Below are 17,207 nucleotides of genomic sequence, written 5' to 3'. Positions count from 1 at the left end.
CGACTGCGTCACGGGAGCGAGGCGGTGAACTCCAGCACCCGCTCGCCGACCTCGGGGGCGAACTGGCCCGCGATCGAGTGGGTCGCCTCCGGCCACAGCTCGGCCCCACCCCGGGGATGAGGTCCCGGGCCCGCCGCACCGCCACGGCCGGGTCGTGGACGACGGCCTCAACACCCTGACCGTCTCCGCTCTCTACGAGGTGTTCGTCAACCGCCGGCTGCGCCGCAGCCGCTGCCAGGCCGACGAAAGGCTCAGCCAGGGTCAGGCCGCCCGTGACCTGCGTGACCTGGCCGCCAAGGGCTGGCTCCAGCCGTACGGGGAGACCAAGGGGCGCTTCTACGAGCCCGGGCCGCTCATGCGGGCGATCAAGGCGGACTTCGCGGGCCGGGTGCGGCCGCTGCGCGACCCGTACAAGGTGATCGACATCACGGTGTAGCGCGGAATAGGTCCGGCGCCGGGCGTCGTTGGCATGAGCATGACCGAGGGACACGCGTTTCACCGATCCGGCCGGTGTTGTCGCCTGCGCATGGGGCGCATGACCGCCCGCCAGGCCCGCTGACCGTTCTCTCCCTCGAAGGTTTCCCCATGATCATGCCGCATTTCGTGCTGCGCAGGCTCAGCCACCTGCCGTTCCACCCCGGCTCCCGATAGGCCCTCCGGCTCTCGTACCGGATTGTTCAGCCTGGCGGCCGCGTGCCGCCTCTCAGCCATGGGGATGAGTCGTGATCGAGGTTTCCGGCCTGCGCAAGGCGTACGGCCGCACCGTCGCCCTGGACGGCGTCGACCTGAGCGTGCGCGAAGGCGAGATCTACGGGGTGGTCGGCCGCAGCGGCGCCGGCAAGAGCACCCTGCTGCGCTGCGTCAACCTGCTGGAACGGCCCGACTCCGGAACGGTGCGGGTGGCCGGTCAGGAGCTGACCGGGCTGGGGGACCGTGACCTCAACCTGGCCCGCCGCCGCATCGGCATGATCCATCAGCATTTCGCGCTGCTCTCCTCGCGCACCGTCGCCGGCAACGTGGCCTTCCCGCTGGAGGTCATGGGCGTGCCCAGGGCGGAGCGCCGCCGCCGGGTGGGCGAGCTGCTGGAACTGGTGGGGCTGGCCGGGCGCGAGCGTGACCACCCGCACCAGCTCTCCGGCGGGCAGAAGCAGCGGGTCGGCATCGCCAGGGCGCTCGCGGGGGAGCCCGCCGTGCTGCTGTCGGACGAGGCCACCTCGGCGCTCGACCCCGCCACCACCCAGTCGATCCTGGACCTGCTCAAGCGGCTCAACGCGGAGCTGGGCCTGACGATCCTGCTCATCACCCACGAGATGGACGTCATCAAGAACGTCTGCGACTCGGCCGCCATCATGTCCGGCGGGCGGGTCGAGGAGTCGGGCGCCATCGCCGGCCTGATCAGGACCCCCGGTTCGCGGCTCACCCGGGAGATCTTCCCGCTGCCCGGCCCGGCCCCGGCCGGTTCGGTGACGCTCACCTTCACCGGCGACCCGCACCGGCCGCTGGTGTCGGAGGTGGTGCGCAAGTTCGACGTGGACGTGAGCATCCTGGGCGGCGCGATCGAGGAGATCGGCGGCGGCTCGGCCGGTCGGCTGCGGGTCGCGCTCACCGGCGACGAGGCCCCGGCCGCGCTCGACTTCCTGCGTTCCCGCGGGCTGCTGGTGGAGGTGTCATGAGCTGGGAAGAGATGGCGCCGCTGCTGGTGGACGCCACCGTCGAGACCGCGATCATGGTCGGCTGGTCGGCGCTGCTGACCGTGCTGCTGGGGCTGCCGCTTGGCGTGGCGCTGGTGGTGTTCGACCGGGGCGGGCTGCGCCCGCTGCCCGCGGTCAAGTCGGCGCTCGGGCTGATCGTCAACGTGGGGCGGTCGCTGCCGTTCATCGTGCTGATGATCGCGATCATCCCGTTCACCCGGCTGGTCGTCGGCACCACGATCGGCACCGCCGCCGTGGTGGTGCCGCTCACGGTCGGCGCCGTGCCGTTCTTCGCCCGGTTGGTGGAGACCGCGCTGCGCGAGGTGGACCGGGACGTGATCCAGGCCGCGCGGGCGATGGGCGCGGGCCGCGTCACGGTCGTGGCCAAGGTGCTGCTGCCCGAGGCGCTGCCGGGGATCGTCGCCGGGGTGACGGTGACGGTCGTCGCGCTCATCGGCTACACGGCCATGGCCGGGACCATCGGCGGGGGCGGGCTCGGCGACCTGGCCATCCGGTACGGCTACCAGCGGTTCGAGACCGGCGTGATGGTCGCGACGGTCGTGCTGCTCGTCGTGATCGTGCAAGTCATGCAGAGCCTGGGCGACTTCACCGCCCGGCGTCTTTCACACAAATAGAAGGAAAGATCATGATATTTCGTCGCATAGCAGGTGTCGCTGCGCTGGCTCTGTCGCTCGCCGCGTGCGGTACGTCACAGTCCGCCACGAACGAGCCCGACGGCGCGCTCAAGATCGGCGTCAGCCCGGTGCCGCACGGTGAGATCATCAAGTACGTCGACGAGAACCTCGCCGAGAGCGCCGGCCTCGACCTGGAGATCGTCGAGTTCACCGACTACGTGCAGCCGAACGTCCAGCTCGACGAGGGCAAGCTGGACGCCAACTTCTTCCAGCACAAGCCGTACCTGGACGACTTCAACTCCTCCAAGGGCACCCGGCTGACCTTCCTCGCCCCGGTCCACCTGGAACCGCTCGGCCTGTACTCCAAGAAGGTGACCGAGCTCGGCGGCCTGCCCGGCGGCGCCACCGTGGCCGTGCCGAACGACGCCACCAACCTCGGCCGCGCGCTGAAGCTGCTCGCCGACAACGGCGTGATCACGCTGAAGGAGGGCGCGGGCACCGCCGCCACCGAGCGCGACGTCACCGGCAACCCGAAGAACCTGACGTTCGAACCGCTGGAGGCCGCGCAGCTCCCGCGTTCGCTGGACGACGTGGACGCGGCCGTGATCAACGGCAACTACGCGATCGAGGCCGGGCTCAAGCCCGCGTCCGAGGCGCTGGTCCTGGAGAAGACCGAGGCCAACCCGTACGTGAACGGCCTGGTCGTGGCGACCGGTAAGGAGCAGGACGCGGATCTGGTCGCCCTGGGCGAACTGCTGCAGGACCAGAAGGTGAAGGACTTCATCGCGCGGAAGTACGAGGGCTCCGTGATTCCCGCCGAATAGGCGCCGCGTGAGCCCCGGGATAAGGCGGGGTTAAAGCGGGTTGCAAGCCGCGGGCAATCGGTTCGGCTTATCAATGACCCGACAGCAGAACCAACCTCATCCCGAGGAGCCCTCAAGTGCGATTCGCAACTCGAATCCTGATCGGCGTGGCGGCCGCCGCCGCGATGGCGGTCGCCCCCGCCACCGCCGCGAGCGCGACGACGACCACCGCCGCGACCTCGTCCGGCACCTACTCCGACAGCTGGGGCCCGTACTTCTCCAGCGACCACAAGGCCAAGGCCAAGGGCTACGTGGAGGTCGAGAAGAAGTCCTACAAGCACTGGACCTGGAAGACCGTCGTGGTCCCCAAGAAGGTCTGCAAGTGGCACGACGGCGAGAAGAAGTGCTGGTGGGTGAAGAAGGAAGTCAAGAAGCGCGTGTGGGAGTGGAAGCACGTCTACCGCTTCGACGTCCACGGCAAGCTCTACAACGACAAGTGGTGGGGCAAGAACAAGTGCGCGTGGGCGACCTTCAAGGTCGTCACCACTGACGGCGACACCCACTTCGAGCGGTTCAAGAACTGCTGGAAGCACCCGAAGCACTTCTCGTTCTCCGGTGAGGACGCCGCTCACATCTACGTGAACGTGAGCCGCGGCAACCACTGGAACCCGAAGGGCTGGCACTCCGGCTGGCAGGACGTCTACCACGCCGTCTGATCGATCACGCGAGCCGCGACCTCGATGACGAGGTCGCGGCTTCGCCGTGCTTGGGGGCTGGCGTTTCCCGCGGGAAACAGAATACTGTTCGGTCATGTACCCGGGAGCCATCGCAGCAGTCACCCCCGACAAGCCCGCTGTGATCATGGCGGGCTCCGGTCAAGTCGTCACCTACCGTCAGCTGGACGAGGAATCGAACCGGCTGGCTCACCTCTTCCGCGCCGCGGGCCTGCGGCCTGGCGACCACGTCGCCTTCATGCTGCCCAACCATCCGCTCTTCCTGGCCGTCGCCTGGGCCGCGCACCGGTCCGGGCTCTACTACACGGCGATCAGCTCGCGCCTGCAGCGTGACGAGCTGGCCTACATCGTCGACAACTGCGAGGCCCGGGTGTTCATCTCGAGCGCGCATCTCGCCGACGTCGCCACCTCCATCACCGACGCCACGCCACGCGTGGAGCTGAGGCTGATGCTCGACGGCACCGCCGAGGGCTTCCAGTCGTACGAGGAAGCGGTCGCGGCCCACCCGGCCACCCCGATCGACGACGAGGTGCAGGGCACCGACATGCTCTACTCGTCCGGCACCACCGGCAGGCCCAAGGGCGTCAAGCCCGCCCTGGCGCTGGATCCGCTGACCGAGCCGGGCGCGTTGTTCAAGCTCATCTCGTTCCTGTTCGCGCCGTCGGCCGACAGCGTCTACCTGTCGCCCGCCCCGCTCTACCACGCGGCCCCGCTGCGCTACTGCATGACGTTCCAGCGCCTCGGCGCCACCCTCGTGATCATGGAAAGGTTCGACCCCGAGGAGTACCTGCGGCTGGTCGAGAAGTACCAGGTGACGCACTCGCAGCTGGTGCCCACCATGTTCATCAAGATGCTCAAGCTGCCGGAGGACACCCGGGCGAAGTACGACCTGTCGTCGCTTCGGGCGGCCATCCACGCGGCCGCGCCCTGCCCGATCCCGGTCAAGGAGAAGATGATCGAGTGGTGGGGCCCGATCATCCACGAGTACTACGCCGGCACCGAGGGCAACGGCTTCCTGTACGTCGGCTCGGCCGACTGGCTGGAGCACAAGGGCACGGTCGGCCGGTCCCTGCTGGGCCCCGTGCACGTGTGCGACGAGGACGGCAACGTGCTGCCGCCGGGCGAGCACGGCACGATCTTCTTCGAGAGCGCCGCCTCCTTCGAGTACCACGGCGACCCCGACAAGACCCGCTCGGTGCAGGACCCGCAGGGCCGGGGCTGGACCACCCTCGGCGACATCGGCTACCTGGACGCCGACGGCTTCCTCTATCTCACCGACCGGCGCTCGTACATGATCATCTCCGGCGGGGTGAACATCTACCCGCAGGAGGCGGAGAACGTCCTGTGCGTGCACCCCAAGGTCGCCGACGTGGCCGTGCTGGGGGTGCCGGACGAGGAGATGGGCGAGCAGGTCAAGGCCGTGGTGCAGCCGGTGTCGATGGACGAGGCGGGACCCGCCCTGGAGAAGGAGCTGATCGAGTACTGCCGCTCCCAGCTGGCGCACTACAAGTGTCCCAAGTCGGTCGACTTCCGGGCGGAGCTGCCCAGGCATCCCACGGGCAAGCTCTACAAGCGGCTGCTCAAGGACGAATACTGGAAGTGATTTTTCCGGTCGGGCGACGGGCTTCGAGCAGGGACGATAAAGCCGCCGTTCAGGTGTTCGGCCGCCGTCGATCATCGGCTTAACCAGCGCTTACGCTGGCTTTGGCACCCTTGAGTCAGAGGAACTCGAGGGAGATGACGATGAACGCGAACGAGCCTCGCGAGCAGGGCGCCGGCGGCTGGAGCCAGTTCGGCGACACGCCGCCCTCCGCCGGGGGCTTTCCCCGGAGGGAGACCATGGTCATGGGCCGGCCGGTGCCACCGCCGCCGCCCCCGCCCGCCAAGCCGGGCTTCGGGCGCAAGGCGGTCGCCGGTCTGGCCCTGGCGGCCATGGCCGTCGGCGGCGGCGCGGTGGGCGCCACCGTCGCCACCGCGTTCCAGGATCCGGTCGTGACGACTGTCAGCGCTCCGAACCCGACGTTCAGCCAGGCGTCGACCTCGCTCACCGTGTCGCAGGTGGCGGAGAAGGTGCAGCCCTCGGTGGTGATGATCCAGGGCTCGTCGGGCGAGGGCTCCGGCGTCGTCCTCAGCGCCGACGGGCTCATCCTCACCAACAACCACGTGGTGGAGGGCGCCGCCCAGGGCGGCAGGATGACGGTGAAGTTCAGCGACGGCAAGTCCGCCACCGCCTCCGTGATCGGCACCGACCCGGCCACCGACCTGGCCGTGATCAGGGCCGAGGACGTGTCGGGGCTGTCCCCGGCCGCGCTGGGCGACAGCGACCAGCTCAAGGTGGGCGACTCCGTGCTCGCCCTCGGCAGCCCGCTCGGCCTCCAGGGGTCGGTCACCCTGGGCATCGTCAGCGCGCTCGACCGCACGCTCAACGTCGGCGGCGAGCAGGAGCAGGCGCCGCCCGGCTGGCCCCGCCAGGGAGGGGGCGGTGGCGCGACCACGATAGGCGGCGCCATCCAGACCGACGCCGCGATCAACCCGGGCAACTCGGGTGGCGCGCTGGTCAACGCCGCCGGGCAGGTCGTGGGCATCAACACGGCGATCGCCACGGCGGGCAGCAGCGGCAGCATCGGCCTCGGCTTCGCCATCCCGATCAACACCGCCAAGCACGTGTCCGACCAGCTCATCAGCACCGGCAAGGTGACCCACGCGTTCCTGGGCGTGAGCGTCACCAACGCCACCGGCGACGTGCCCGGCGCGCTGGTCCGCCAGATCACGGCGGGAAGCCCCGCGGAGAAGGCCGGGCTGCGGTCGGCCGACCTCATCACCAAGATCAACGGCAAAGCCGTGGACAGCGGAGATGACGTCGTCGGGCAGATCAGAGGTTTCAAACCGGGCCAACAGGTTCAGATCACATATATGAGGGACGGCGTGGAGAAGACCGTCAACGCCACCCTCGCTGAGATGCAATAACCAGGACCCCCACACGGACGGGTGTGCCGTTGAGATCGCTGCGGACTCGGCGGCACACCCCCTCCATCCCCTGGACGTCAGGCGAACCTGCGTCCCTCGTCGCGCCGGTAGGCCCAGGCGGCGGCCACTCCCGCGGCCACGGTCCAGCCGGCCAGCGCCACCAGCGCCAGGGTGCTGGGCGCGCTCCCGTCAGCCGCCCACCACACCAGCTCGCCGCCGCCCCTGCTGGGCATGTACGGGGAGATCACGTTCAGGAAGTCGGGCATCGCCTGCGGCGGCAGCATCAGCCCGCCCACGATCGCGAACGGGAAGAACAGCACCTGCGACACCGCGATCGCCCCCTTCGACGGCATCACCAGCCCGACGAAGAGCCCCATCAGCATGAACGGCAGCGAGCCCACCAGCACCGCGGCCACCATCACCGCCAGCCGTCCCGGCGAGAGGTCCGCCTCCGTGAAGAGCCCCGCCACCACCGTGACCGGGATGGTCGAGATCACCATGAGCGCCATCGAGCTGAGGAGCCGCCCGGCGAAGTGGGGGAGCGGCCCCGCGGGGAGCGTGCGCAGGTAGGGGTTCCACGGCTGCTCGCGGTCCTGCGCCACGTTGATCGCCAGCGCGATGAGCGCCGACGACATGGCGCCGATCATCATCATCGAGCCCAGCGACCGCGTCGAGGCCACCGGGTCGTCGCCGACGAACGGGGCCGCGAACGCCAGCATCGCGATGGCCGGGAACAGCCCGCCGGCCAGCAGCCCGATCGGCACCCGGATCTGCTCGATGGCCTGATAGCGGGTGTGCGCCAGGATGAGACTAGACATGGGCGGGCTCCTTCGCGGCCGTGATGGTGAGGAAGGCCTCCTCCAGGGAGGTGGGCCTGATCTCCAGGCCCGAGAACGGGGTGCCGCTGCGCACCAGCTCGACCACGAGCCGGTCCGGGTCGGCGGTCATCAGGTGGACCCGGTCGCCCTCGCGCTGGACGGCGGCCACGCCGGGCAGTTCGGGCAGCTCGCCCGCGTCGAGCGAGACCCGCCGCACGCCCACCACGTCACGCACCGCCCGCATGGTGTCGTCGGCGAGCACGCGGCCGTGGCCGACGACCACCACCCGCTCCGCCAGCGCCTCGATCTCCTCCAGGTAGTGGCTGGTCAGCAGGACGGTGCCGCCGTCCTCGTGGAAGGCCTTGATGCCGTCCCACAGCGCCCGCCTGGCCTCGACGTCCAGCCCGGTGGTCGGCTCGTCCAGGAACACCAGCCGGGGGCGGCCGGCGAACGCCAGCGCCACGGCCAGCCGCCGCTTCTGGCCGCCCGACAGGCCGCCGATCTGCCGCTTGGCCAGGTCGCCGAGGCCGAACCGGTCCAGCAGCTCGGTCTTGGCCGCCCGTCCGGGGAAGTGCGCGGAGACGAAATCCACGATCTCGCCGACCCGCAGCGCCTCGGGCAACCCGGTCTCCTGCGGCGTGACGCCGATGCCGCGCCGCACGGCGGGGTCGGACGGCGAGCCGCCGAGCAGCTCGACCGTGCCGGAGCTGGGCCGGCGCAGCCCGACGAACAGGTTGATCAGGGTCGACTTGCCGGCGCCGTTGGGGCCGAGCAGGCCCACCAGCTCACCGGCCCGGATGTCGACGGAGACCCGGTCGAGCGCTAACACGTCGCCGTAGCGCCGGGTGACCTCGACCGTTCTGGCGAGGATGGTCATGGATTGCCTCCTGCGGAGTCCAATAGGGAACGAATGGCCTTGGTGTAGTCCTCGAGCGCGAGCCGCCCTCGCGTGGTCATCGAGACGTAGGTGACAGGGGTACGGCCCTTGTGGGTCTTGGTGATGTGCACGTATCCGGCCTCCTCCAGCTTGGTCAGGTGGACGGACAGGTTGCCCGCGGTCATGCCGAGCAGATCCTTGAGCGAGGGGAAGGCGATCTCGTCGCCGTCGCAGAGCGTGCTGAGCGTGACCATCACGCGCAGCCTGGCCTGGGCGTGGATGACCGGGTCGAGCTCCGGCGCGGCCTCGCCGGTCATGCCCGCGACCGCAGCAGGATGCCGGCGGCGATCTGGCCACCTCCCAGCAACACCGCCGCGAGCAGCGCGTGCCAGCCGGCGCCGAGCATGACGCCCACCGCGTCGACGGCGGCGATCCACACCCCCATGAAGAACATCGACCACTGGCCGTAGAGCGCGCCGCCGGCCATGTAGAGGATCGCCACCACGAGCAGCGCCACGGCGCCCCACATCAGGCCGGCCTCGATCGGGTCGAGCGCCGGGCTGAAGCGGCTGCTGATCACGGACATGAGCATCATGCCGACGAACCAGGCGTAGCCGTACATCATGCCCTTGGCGGAGCTCTCGCCCCGGACCTGGCCGTTCATCCGGACGATCCCGATCGCCACGAACGCGCCCGCGACCACGTGCAGCGAGAGGTGGACGGTCAGCGCGGCTCCCGGGCTGATCGGCACGTAGGGGACGCCGTCGAGCCCGTACCGCAGGAAGAGCGTGCCGAAGCCGAGCAGCCAGGCGACGCCCCACGGGGTGTAGAGCAGCAGCGGGTCGCCGCGCAGCGCCTTGACCGCGGCGGCGCGCTGCTGGTCGATGAGCCGGAGCGTCTCCTCGGGAGAAGCCACGTGCTCGCCGTCGTCTGCCATCTCAACTCCTCGGAACATCAAACTGGTTTGTGTCGTAAACCAGCTTGCCATGCCCGTCCAACGGGCGGCGAGCCCGGGGAGTTCCCTCAGCGGCGGGTGAGTACCTCCGACTCCCACAGATCCCGGTAGTAACCGGGCCGGGAAACCAGGTCGTCGTGGGTGCCGCGCTGCGTCACGCGGCCGTCCTCCAGCACCACGATCTCGTCCACCCGCTCCAGCCCCTTCAGGCGGTGGGTGACCAGCAGCGTGGTCCGGTCGTGCGTGACGTCGAGCAGGTCGGCCATCAGCTCGTCGGCCGTCTCCTCGTCCAGCGCCTCGGCCGGCTCGTCCAGCAGCAGCACGGGCGGGTCGTACAGCAGCGCCCTGGCCAGCGCCAGCCGCTGGAGCTGGCCGCCGGACACGGTGCTGCCGTCCTCGCCCAGCTCGGCGTCCCAGCCGGTGCGCTCCACCCAGTGCTCCAGCCGCGCGTCCCGCACGGCCCGCGCCAGCCGCTCGTCGTCCGCCTCCGGCCCGGCCAGGCGCAGGTTGTCGCGGAGCGAGGTACGGAAGAGGTACGGGTCCTGCGTGAGCCCGGTCATCATGGCCCGCACGTCGTCGGAGTCCAGCTCGCGGATGTCCACGCCGTTGACCCGGACCGCCCCGGACTCGGGGTCGGCGAGCCGCATGAGCGCCGCCAGGATCGTGCTCTTGCCCGCGCCGCTCGGGCCCACCAGCGCCACCCGACGGCCCGGGGCCAGCGTGAGCGACACCCCGTCCACGGCCGGCCTGCCGCCGGGCACATGCCGTACCACGAGGTCCTCGACCTCGACCGTCAGCGGCCCCGGCGGGGGAGCGGCCGGCGTGTCCGGCTCCGTGACGGCCGGCTCGGCGGAGCGGACCTCGCGCAGGCGGCGCAGCGCCGCCGCGATGCCCGCGTACCGCTCACCGGCGGCGGCCAGCGGCAGCACCGGCTCGAACGCCACCAGCGCCGTGAGCGCGAGCACGGCCGTGCCGACCGTGCCCACGGCGTTCGCCTGGGCGACCAGCACGATCGCGACCACGGTCAGCACCTGCACCAGCGTGCCGCCGGCCAGGGCCGTGGCGTGCACCCTGGCCTGGCGCCGCTCCAGCCGGCCGAGCGCGTCGCCTGCCTCCTCGGCGTCCCGCAGCGCCCGGCCGCCGGCCCCGTACGCGGACAGGTCGGCCGCGCCGTGCACAAGGTCGGCCACCCGGCCGGCCAGCTCGGCCCGGGCCGGGGCCAGCCGCGCCGACCACCGGCGCGCCGCCGCCGCGGTGCCCGCCGGCAGCAGCGCCCCGGCCAGCAGCAGCCCGGCGAGCAGGACGAGCGCCGTGACGGGCAGGATCGTCAGCCCGATCACCACCGCCGTGAGACCCGCGATGGCGGCCGCCGCGGCGGGCAGCAGGCAGCGCACCAGCAGGTCCTGCACCGCGTCGGTGTCGTCGACCATGCGGCTGAGCAGGTCGGCGCCGCCGACCCGGGGCCGCTGCGGCGGGATCAGCGCCTCGTACAGCCGCTCCCGCGTGCCCGCCTGGGCCCGCAGCGCCACGTCGTGCCCGGTCAGCCGCTCGGCGTACCGGAACACGCCGCGGCCGGTGGCGAACGCCCTGGTGGCCACGATCGCCACGCTGAGCGCCGCGAGCGGCGGCTGCTCGGCCGCCCGCGTGATCAGCCAGGCGGCGGCGGCGATCAGCCCGAGCCCCGCCAGGTCGGCCGCGGCCCCGGCCAGCACCGCGTACACCAGTCGCGTCCTCGACATGCCCTTCACCGCTCCGGCCTCTCCTCGCCGGCCTTCGGTGACGTCCCAGGCCCCTTCGCGAGCACAGGCGGGTCAGGGGGCTCCGCCAGGGGCGGGACGGTCGCGAGCCGGGTGGTGTCGGAGACGACGCGGCCGTCGTGGACCCGGATGACGCGGTCCGCGAGCTCGATCATGGCAGGGCGGTGGGCCACGATGACGGCGGTGCGGCCCTTGCTCAGCTCGGCGGTCGCCGCGACCACGGCGGCCTCGCTCCGGCCGTCCAGCCGGGCCGTCGGCTCGTCCAGCAGCAGGACCGACGTCGCCGGGCGGCAGAAGGCGCGGGCCAGGGCGATGCGCTGGCGCTGGCCGGCGGACAGGTTGGCGCCCCGCTCGCCGACCCGGGTCTCGTAGCCGTCGGGCAGCTCGCCGACGAACTCGTCGGCGTACGCGGCGCGCGCGGCCCGCCGCACCTCGTCCAGGCCGGCCGTGGGCGTGCCGAGCCGGATGTTGTCCGCCACCGAGGTGGTGAACAGGTGCGCCCGCTGCGGCACGAACGCCAGCCGCGCCCGCCACGCGTCCAGGTCCAGCGCGCGCAGGTCGACGCCGTCGACCAGCACCCGCCCCGCCGACGGCGGCACGAAGCCGAGCAGCACGTTGAGCAGCGTGCTCTTGCCGCTGCCGCTCTCGCCCACCAGCGCCACCCGCTCGCCCGGCTCGATGGTCAGCGTGACCCCGTCGAGCGCCGGGTCGTCGCGCCCGGGATAGCGCACGGTGACGTTCTCCAGCTCGATGCGCGGCTGCCCGGACGCGGGAAGGGCCGCGGGACGCTCCTCCCGGCCGGGCTCGGCGGGGTCGTCCGACCGATCCAGTACGGAGAAGGCGGCGTCGGCGGCGGCCACCCCCTCCATCGAGGCGTGGAACCGGGTGCCCATGGCGCGCAGCGGCAGGTAGGCCTCCGGCGCCAGCAGCAGCACCAGCAGCGCCGTGGACAGGTCGAGCGTGCCGCCGAGCAGCCGCAGCCCGATCGGCACCGCCACCAGGGCCAGCGACAGCGACGCGCACAGCTCCAGCACCAGCGACGACAGGAAGGCCACCCGGAGGGTGCGCATGGTGGCCGAGCGGTGCGCGTCGGCCACCTGCCGGATCACCGTCGCCTGGTAGCGGGCCCGGCCGAAGGCGCGCAACGTGGGCAGGCCGCGCACCACGTCAAGGAAGTGGCCGCCGAGCCGGGTCAGCGCACGGTACTGCCGCTCGGTGACGGCCTTGGTGGTCATGCCCACCAGCGCGCCGAAGATCGGGATCAGCGGCAGCGTGACCAGGACGATGATCGCGCTGGCCAGGTCGGCGGTGAGCAGCCGCACCAGCACCGCCAGCGGCACCACGGCGGCCACCGCGATCGAGGGCAGGTAGCCGGTCAGGTAGTCGTCGAGGCCGTCCAGCCCGCGCCCGGTGAGCGTCACCAGCTCGCCCGAGCGGTGGCCGGCGAGCCGGACGGGGCCGAGCTCCCCGAACCTGGCCAGCAGGCGGCGGCGCAGCGCCGACTTGACGCCGGTGGCGGTGCGCCCGGCGAACACGCCCTGCGTCCAGGCCAGCAGCGCGCGCAGCGCCACCACGCCGGCCACGGCCGTGAGCGCGACCGCGGTGAACCTCCCGGACAACACCCCCGCCAGCAACTCCGCCTGGACGAGCACCAGCAGCCCCGCGGCCATCGCCGCCGCGAAGGTGACCGCCAGGTGACGCAGGACCGGTTGTTCACTCCGGATCAGGCGGAGGAGATCCTTGTGCACGAGCGCCTCAGAAGAACGAAGGGTTTCGGTCGGCGTCCTTTCCCGGACGGAAAGTGCGCCATATCCATAGTTGCGCGCCGACCATGATGGGCGCGAACGGCAGGACCATGAGACTGAGCACATTCAGCGTCGCGTCCGGGGCGCTGTGCTCCAGCAGATAGGACATCCCGCCGCCGAGCAGGGCGAGCGCCGGCAGCGCGGCCAGCGCCCCCGACATCGCCAGCGCCCGCCCGGTACGCGCCGGTCCGGCGAACCCCGGCAGCCGCCAGCCGAGGAAGACCCGGCCGTGCCAGGCGAACAGCAGCGTCAGCGCCGCGCCGAACAGCAGGCCCAGGGGGTGCATGAGCGGCCCGGCGAACCCGGTGGCCGCGGCGTACAGCACCAGCCCCCAGCCGATCGACAGCCAGAGCGAGCCCAGCACGATCATCGCGTCCCAGAACCCCCGCCACCGGGGCCCGTCGATCCTGCGCCGGAACCACAGCCCGGCGTCCCGCAGGATCCAGGCCAGCAGCATGGCCACCACCAGCGGGTAGAGCGCGGGCAGCGCCTCGCCCTCCAGCAGCGGGTAGACGCCGACCAGGGTCCCGGCGACGGCCACCAGCCACACCTCGTTCGCGAGCACGTACGGCGCGATCGCGGCGACCATGCGGTCACGGTCGTCGCGGCTCCTGCCGAGGACCGGCAGCAGCAGGCCGACCCCCAGGTCGAAGCCCTCCAGCGCGAAGTAGCCTGCCAGCAGAACGACGAAGACGGCGAACCAGATCAGCTCCATCGGGGCACTCCTAGAGGCTCAGCGCGGGCGAGCGCTGCTCGGGGGCGGTGGCGCCGAGGGCGAGGTCGTGCGGGCCGCGCCGGACCACCCTGGCGATGAGCACGTAGTCGACGACGGCCAGCAGCCCGAGCACGGCCGCGAAGCCGGTGAAGGAGGCGGTGACCATGCCGGGCGTCAGCCCCGGGGTCATGGCGTCGGCGACGGTCAGCCGCTCCCAGACCATCCACGGCTGCCGGCCCAGCTCCCTGGCCAGCCAGCCGAAGATGGCCAGCACGAACGGCAGCGGCGTCAGCGCCATCAGCAGCGGGTGCGGCCACCGCCACCGGGGCAGCGCCGCCATCGCCGGCAGCAGGAACAGCAGGATCCCCATGAACAGCAGGTTGCCGGCCTCCATCATCAGCGCCAGGGGCACGGCGGCCGCGGGGTTGTCGTCGAACTTGCCCTCCTGCATCCCGCCGAACTGGGCGTAGCCGAAGCTCACGGTGAGCGTGATGCCGATCGCCGCCACCACGATCCCGGTCCGCATGGACGTGGAGAAGAACTCCACCTCCTGGGTGCGCCGCCGCAGGTGGTAGGCGCTGGCGCCGATGAGCACCATCCCCCCGGTCAGCAGCCCGGCGCCCAGGACGTGCGGCAGCGCGAACACCAGCGTCTTGTTGGTGAACAGCGCCACGGCGTCGACCAGCGCCATCCGGTCGCCCTGGACCACCGCCCCGGCCGGGTTCTGCAGGAAGGCGTTGGCCGCCATGATGAAGAACGCGCTGGCGAACGCGGTCGCGGTGACCAGCCAGATGCAGGCCACGTGCGCCCACTTCGGCAGCCGTCCCCACCCGAAGATCCACAATCCCAGGAACGTCGACTCCAGGAAGAACGCCACCAGCGTCTCCATGGCCAGCGGCGCGCCGAACACGTCTCCCGCGTAATGGGTGAGCCCGCTCCACGACAGCCCGAACTGGAACTCCATCACCAGGCCGGTGACGATGCCCAGGGCGTAGTTGATGACGTAGATCTGCCCCCAGAACCGGGTCATCCGCTCGTACAACGGCTTGCCGGTGCGCGCCCACCGGGTGTTCATGATCGCCACCAGCGGCGCCAGCCCGAGCGTGAGCACGACGAACAGGAAGTGCAGGCTCCCCGTCACGGCGAACTGTAAGCGGGCCAGGTCGAGTGCTTCCATCTGTCCTCTCCGTCGTCACATCTGTGTACCTGTAGGGAGTCTACATATAGACAGACTACATGTAGGCTGGCTACATGCGAGAGAGGTGCTTAGGATTTCGGGCATGAACCCCGACGCGCTCCGCGGCCACATGGACGCCTTGCTGCTCTCCGTGCTCGAACGGGAGCCACTGCACGGCTACGCCATCATCGAGGCCCTGCAGGAGCGCAGCGGAGGCGCGCTCACGGTGCCCACCGGCACGGTCTACCCGGCGCTGCGCAGGCTGGAGCGCACCGGCCTCCTGGTGAGCGAGTGGGCCACGGTGGGCGGGCGCAAGCGGCGCACCTACCGGCTCACCGACGCCGGCCGCAAGCAGCTCGCGGGTGAGCGGACGGCCTGGCAGGCGTTCACCAGCGCCATCGGGAGCGTGCTGCGGCCGGAGACCCCGGAGGTCAGGCCTTCCGGGTGAGCATGACGCACCGGGTGCCGCAGTAGAGCTGCATCCCGGCCAGGGCGTAGGTCACCAGGCTGGCCAGCATGACCGGCGGGAAGGTCGCCAGGTCGGCGGGCATGACCGAGCCCTTCGACAGCAGCAGGCCGAGCAGCGAGGTCAGCGGCAGCATCACCCAGACCGCCAGGCCGAGCGAGCGCGTCACCAGCCGCGTCCGCGGGAGCAGGCGGGCGCCCCGCCCCAGGGCCAGCAGCGCGAGGCCGCCGTACAGACCGACCGCGAGCTGGAGCACGTCGAGCAGCCGGGAGACCGGCATGAACCACTCCGGACGGTTCTGCCACAGCTCGGCGTCGCCGGGGTGGAGGGTCCAGATCAGGCCCCACACCAGCACCGTCGCGGGCACGCTCACCAGCAGCAGCCATCCCAGCCTGCGCCCCGCCGTGGCGGTCAGCTCCTCCTGGTAGCCGGGCGCCACGGCGCTGATCGGGCCGAACTCCTCGACCGCCCGCCGCTCCGCCTCCGCCCGGCGCAGGCCCTCGGCCTCGTAGGCGTCGGCGCAGTCGATCAGGCTGTCACGCGCTTCGACGACCAGGTCGTGCTTGGGGCCGTGCGGCCCCGACAGCGTCCGCTGAAGCTCGGCCGCGTAGGCGTCGATGAGCATGGTCTCCAGTCTACGGAGCGGGCGCGCAGTACCCCATCGGGGATCTCCCTGAGGAGACCCTAACGGTGGTGCGCGGGGGCGCGGCGGCGGGAGAACCAGCGCAGCATCGGCAGGTTCATGCTCACCCGCATGCCCCGCCCGGTGAGCGCGAACGTGCACTCCTTCAGGCGCACCCCCGCCGGGTGCGCCAGCCCGGCGAACCGGCAGGCCGACAGGTCGAGCCCCGACAGCGCCAGGCTGGCCGCCTCCACCTCGCGCAGCGACGTCAGCGTGGACGCGCCGCGCCCGGTCACCGTCGCCGGCCCGTGCAGCACCGCGCCCTCCAGGTCGGCCTGCGAGTCGGTCAGCCGCACCGTCGTGGCCCCCGCCACCACCAGCCGCCGCAGGTCGACCCCGCAGCCGCGCACGGCCAGGTCCAGCGCCCCGTCGGCGCGGGCCCGCGTGGCCGAGAACCGGCCGGTGGCCGACAGGTAGGCGTCGGCGGCGAACCGCGCCGCGTCGAACCCGGCGCTGCCGCTCACCTTGCGGAACGAGAGCGTGCGGCCGAACCGGGCGCCCCGGAAGCTCGCCGCCTCGCCCAGCGAGGCGCCGTCGAACGTCGCGTACCCCTCGAACCTGGCGGACTCGCAGGACAGCCCGTGCCCGAACACCACCTGGCTGAACAGCGCGTCCCTGCTCATCACCGCCCCGTCGAGCGAGACGTGCCCGCGCACCGGCACCCCGTGGAACGACAGCTCCCTGGCGAACCGGGCGCTCGCCAGGGACACGTTGCCCTCGAACCGGGCGCCGAAGAACGACGCGAGCCGGTCGAACCGGGCGCCGTCGAGCGACACGTCGCCCGCGAACGTCACCCCGGCCAGCCGCACGTCCCCGGTGAAGCGGACGCGGTCCAGCCGGGCGCGGCCGGGTCTGCTCCGGGTGGCCTCCACGACCCGGCGCAGCAGGTCGCCGCTGAGCGTCGTGCCGCGCAGATCCAGCAGCAGCCCGGGCGCCATCCCGGCCAGCACCACCGAGACCTGATCCTGGGGGAGATGGGCGAGACAGAGGCCGTAGGGCCGGCGGGCGATCCCGGTGCAGGCCGCCGATTGCGCGCAGGTGACCCAGTCCATGCACTGGTCATACCCGGTGGGCCGCCCTGTCAAGGTTCGGCAATGGAAGCTTGAGGCCAGATCTATGTAGACA

At 71.6% G+C, this 17,207-nt stretch carries 18 protein-coding genes; 8 read left to right on the top strand and 10 right to left on the bottom strand.

What is annotated here, in order from left to right; translation table 11 throughout:
• Positions 1 to 154 precede the first annotated feature (154 nt).
• From ACGFI7_RS15315 to ACGFI7_RS15285, 7 genes are all read left to right on the top strand, one after another.
• Complete coding sequence (locus ACGFI7_RS15315; RefSeq protein ID WP_393404316.1) at positions 155 to 436, top strand: hypothetical protein; 282 nt, start codon at positions 155 to 157, stop codon at positions 434 to 436.
• Positions 437 to 722: 286 nt separating this feature from the next.
• Positions 723 to 1,673, top strand: a complete 951-nt coding sequence (locus ACGFI7_RS15310) for a methionine ABC transporter ATP-binding protein (RefSeq protein WP_393404313.1) — start codon at positions 723 to 725, stop codon at positions 1,671 to 1,673.
• Complete coding sequence (locus ACGFI7_RS15305) at positions 1,670 to 2,326, top strand: methionine ABC transporter permease (protein ID WP_393404310.1); 657 nt, start codon at positions 1,670 to 1,672, stop codon at positions 2,324 to 2,326. The genes ACGFI7_RS15310 and ACGFI7_RS15305 overlap by 4 nt, the downstream gene beginning before the upstream one ends.
• Before the next feature lie 11 nt (positions 2,327 to 2,337).
• Positions 2,338 to 3,150, top strand: a complete 813-nt coding sequence (locus ACGFI7_RS15300) for a MetQ/NlpA family ABC transporter substrate-binding protein (RefSeq protein WP_393404308.1) — start codon at positions 2,338 to 2,340, stop codon at positions 3,148 to 3,150.
• Positions 3,151 to 3,266: 116 nt separating this feature from the next.
• Complete coding sequence (locus ACGFI7_RS15295; RefSeq protein ID WP_393404306.1) at positions 3,267 to 3,845, top strand: hypothetical protein; 579 nt, start codon at positions 3,267 to 3,269, stop codon at positions 3,843 to 3,845.
• Between the two features lie 94 nt (positions 3,846 to 3,939).
• Positions 3,940 to 5,466, top strand: coding sequence for an AMP-binding protein (locus ACGFI7_RS15290; protein ID WP_393404304.1), 1,527 nt, complete (start codon positions 3,940 to 3,942; stop codon positions 5,464 to 5,466).
• Positions 5,467 to 5,606: 140 nt separating this feature from the next.
• Positions 5,607 to 6,830 (top strand): S1C family serine protease, encoded by a 1,224-nt coding sequence (locus ACGFI7_RS15285; protein ID WP_393404301.1) that lies wholly within the window; start codon positions 5,607 to 5,609, stop codon positions 6,828 to 6,830.
• Positions 6,831 to 6,907: 77 nt separating this feature from the next.
• Here the strand turns inward: ACGFI7_RS15285 and ACGFI7_RS15280 are convergent, their stop codons facing one another.
• From ACGFI7_RS15280 to ACGFI7_RS15245, 8 genes are all read right to left on the bottom strand, one after another.
• The gene (locus tag ACGFI7_RS15280; RefSeq protein WP_393404298.1) at positions 6,908 to 7,648 is read right to left on the bottom strand and encodes an ABC transporter permease; all 741 of its coding nucleotides are present in this window, start codon (positions 7,646 to 7,648) and stop codon (positions 6,908 to 6,910) included.
• Complete coding sequence (locus ACGFI7_RS15275; protein WP_393404295.1) at positions 7,641 to 8,525, bottom strand: ABC transporter ATP-binding protein; 885 nt, start codon at positions 8,523 to 8,525, stop codon at positions 7,641 to 7,643. The genes ACGFI7_RS15280 and ACGFI7_RS15275 overlap by 8 nt, the downstream gene beginning before the upstream one ends.
• Positions 8,522 to 8,842, bottom strand: a complete 321-nt coding sequence (locus ACGFI7_RS15270; protein WP_393404293.1) for a winged helix-turn-helix domain-containing protein — start codon at positions 8,840 to 8,842, stop codon at positions 8,522 to 8,524. Before ACGFI7_RS15270 ends, ACGFI7_RS15275 begins: the two co-directional genes overlap by 4 nt.
• On the bottom strand, positions 8,839 to 9,462 hold the full coding sequence (locus ACGFI7_RS15265; protein WP_393404290.1) for a hypothetical protein: 624 nt from the start codon (positions 9,460 to 9,462) through the stop codon (positions 8,839 to 8,841). Before ACGFI7_RS15265 ends, ACGFI7_RS15270 begins: the two co-directional genes overlap by 4 nt.
• An 86-nt stretch (positions 9,463 to 9,548) precedes the next feature.
• Positions 9,549 to 11,219: a thiol reductant ABC exporter subunit CydC gene (cydC, locus tag ACGFI7_RS15260; RefSeq protein WP_393404287.1), complete on the bottom strand. Its 1,671-nt coding sequence runs from the start codon at positions 11,217 to 11,219 to the stop codon at positions 9,549 to 9,551.
• Between the two features lie 5 nt (positions 11,220 to 11,224).
• Entirely contained in the window at positions 11,225 to 12,985 is a 1,761-nt protein-coding gene (gene cydD, locus ACGFI7_RS15255; protein ID WP_393404285.1) for a thiol reductant ABC exporter subunit CydD, read from the bottom strand.
• Positions 12,986 to 12,992: 7 nt separating this feature from the next.
• The gene (locus tag ACGFI7_RS15250; RefSeq protein ID WP_393404282.1) at positions 12,993 to 13,757 is read right to left on the bottom strand and encodes a cytochrome d ubiquinol oxidase subunit II; all 765 of its coding nucleotides are present in this window, start codon (positions 13,755 to 13,757) and stop codon (positions 12,993 to 12,995) included.
• Positions 13,758 to 13,767: 10 nt separating this feature from the next.
• Positions 13,768 to 14,934, bottom strand: a complete 1,167-nt coding sequence (locus tag ACGFI7_RS15245) for a cytochrome ubiquinol oxidase subunit I (protein WP_393404280.1) — start codon at positions 14,932 to 14,934, stop codon at positions 13,768 to 13,770.
• A gap of 103 nt (positions 14,935 to 15,037) precedes the next feature.
• Here ACGFI7_RS15245 and ACGFI7_RS15240 point away from each other — a divergent pair, with 103 nt between their 5' ends.
• Positions 15,038 to 15,382: a PadR family transcriptional regulator gene (locus tag ACGFI7_RS15240; protein ID WP_393404278.1), complete on the top strand. Its 345-nt coding sequence runs from the start codon at positions 15,038 to 15,040 to the stop codon at positions 15,380 to 15,382.
• On the opposite strand, the gene ACGFI7_RS15235 is transcribed toward ACGFI7_RS15240, so the two are convergent.
• Positions 15,366 to 16,025: a permease prefix domain 1-containing protein gene (locus ACGFI7_RS15235; RefSeq protein ID WP_393404275.1), complete on the bottom strand. Its 660-nt coding sequence runs from the start codon at positions 16,023 to 16,025 to the stop codon at positions 15,366 to 15,368. The genes ACGFI7_RS15240 and ACGFI7_RS15235 overlap by 17 nt on opposite strands.
• 59 nt (positions 16,026 to 16,084) lie before the next feature.
• Positions 16,085 to 17,134, bottom strand: coding sequence for a pentapeptide repeat-containing protein (locus ACGFI7_RS15230; RefSeq protein WP_393404274.1), 1,050 nt, complete (start codon positions 17,132 to 17,134; stop codon positions 16,085 to 16,087).
• Positions 17,135 to 17,207: the final 73 nt, after the last annotated feature.

It is taken from the genome of Nonomuraea sp. NPDC048826 (assembly GCF_043198225.1).
Lineage (GTDB): Bacteria > Actinomycetota > Actinomycetes > Streptosporangiales > Streptosporangiaceae > Nonomuraea.
The sequence above is the reverse complement of the archived record's forward strand: the minus strand, read 5'-3'. Positions and strand labels throughout refer to the sequence as shown.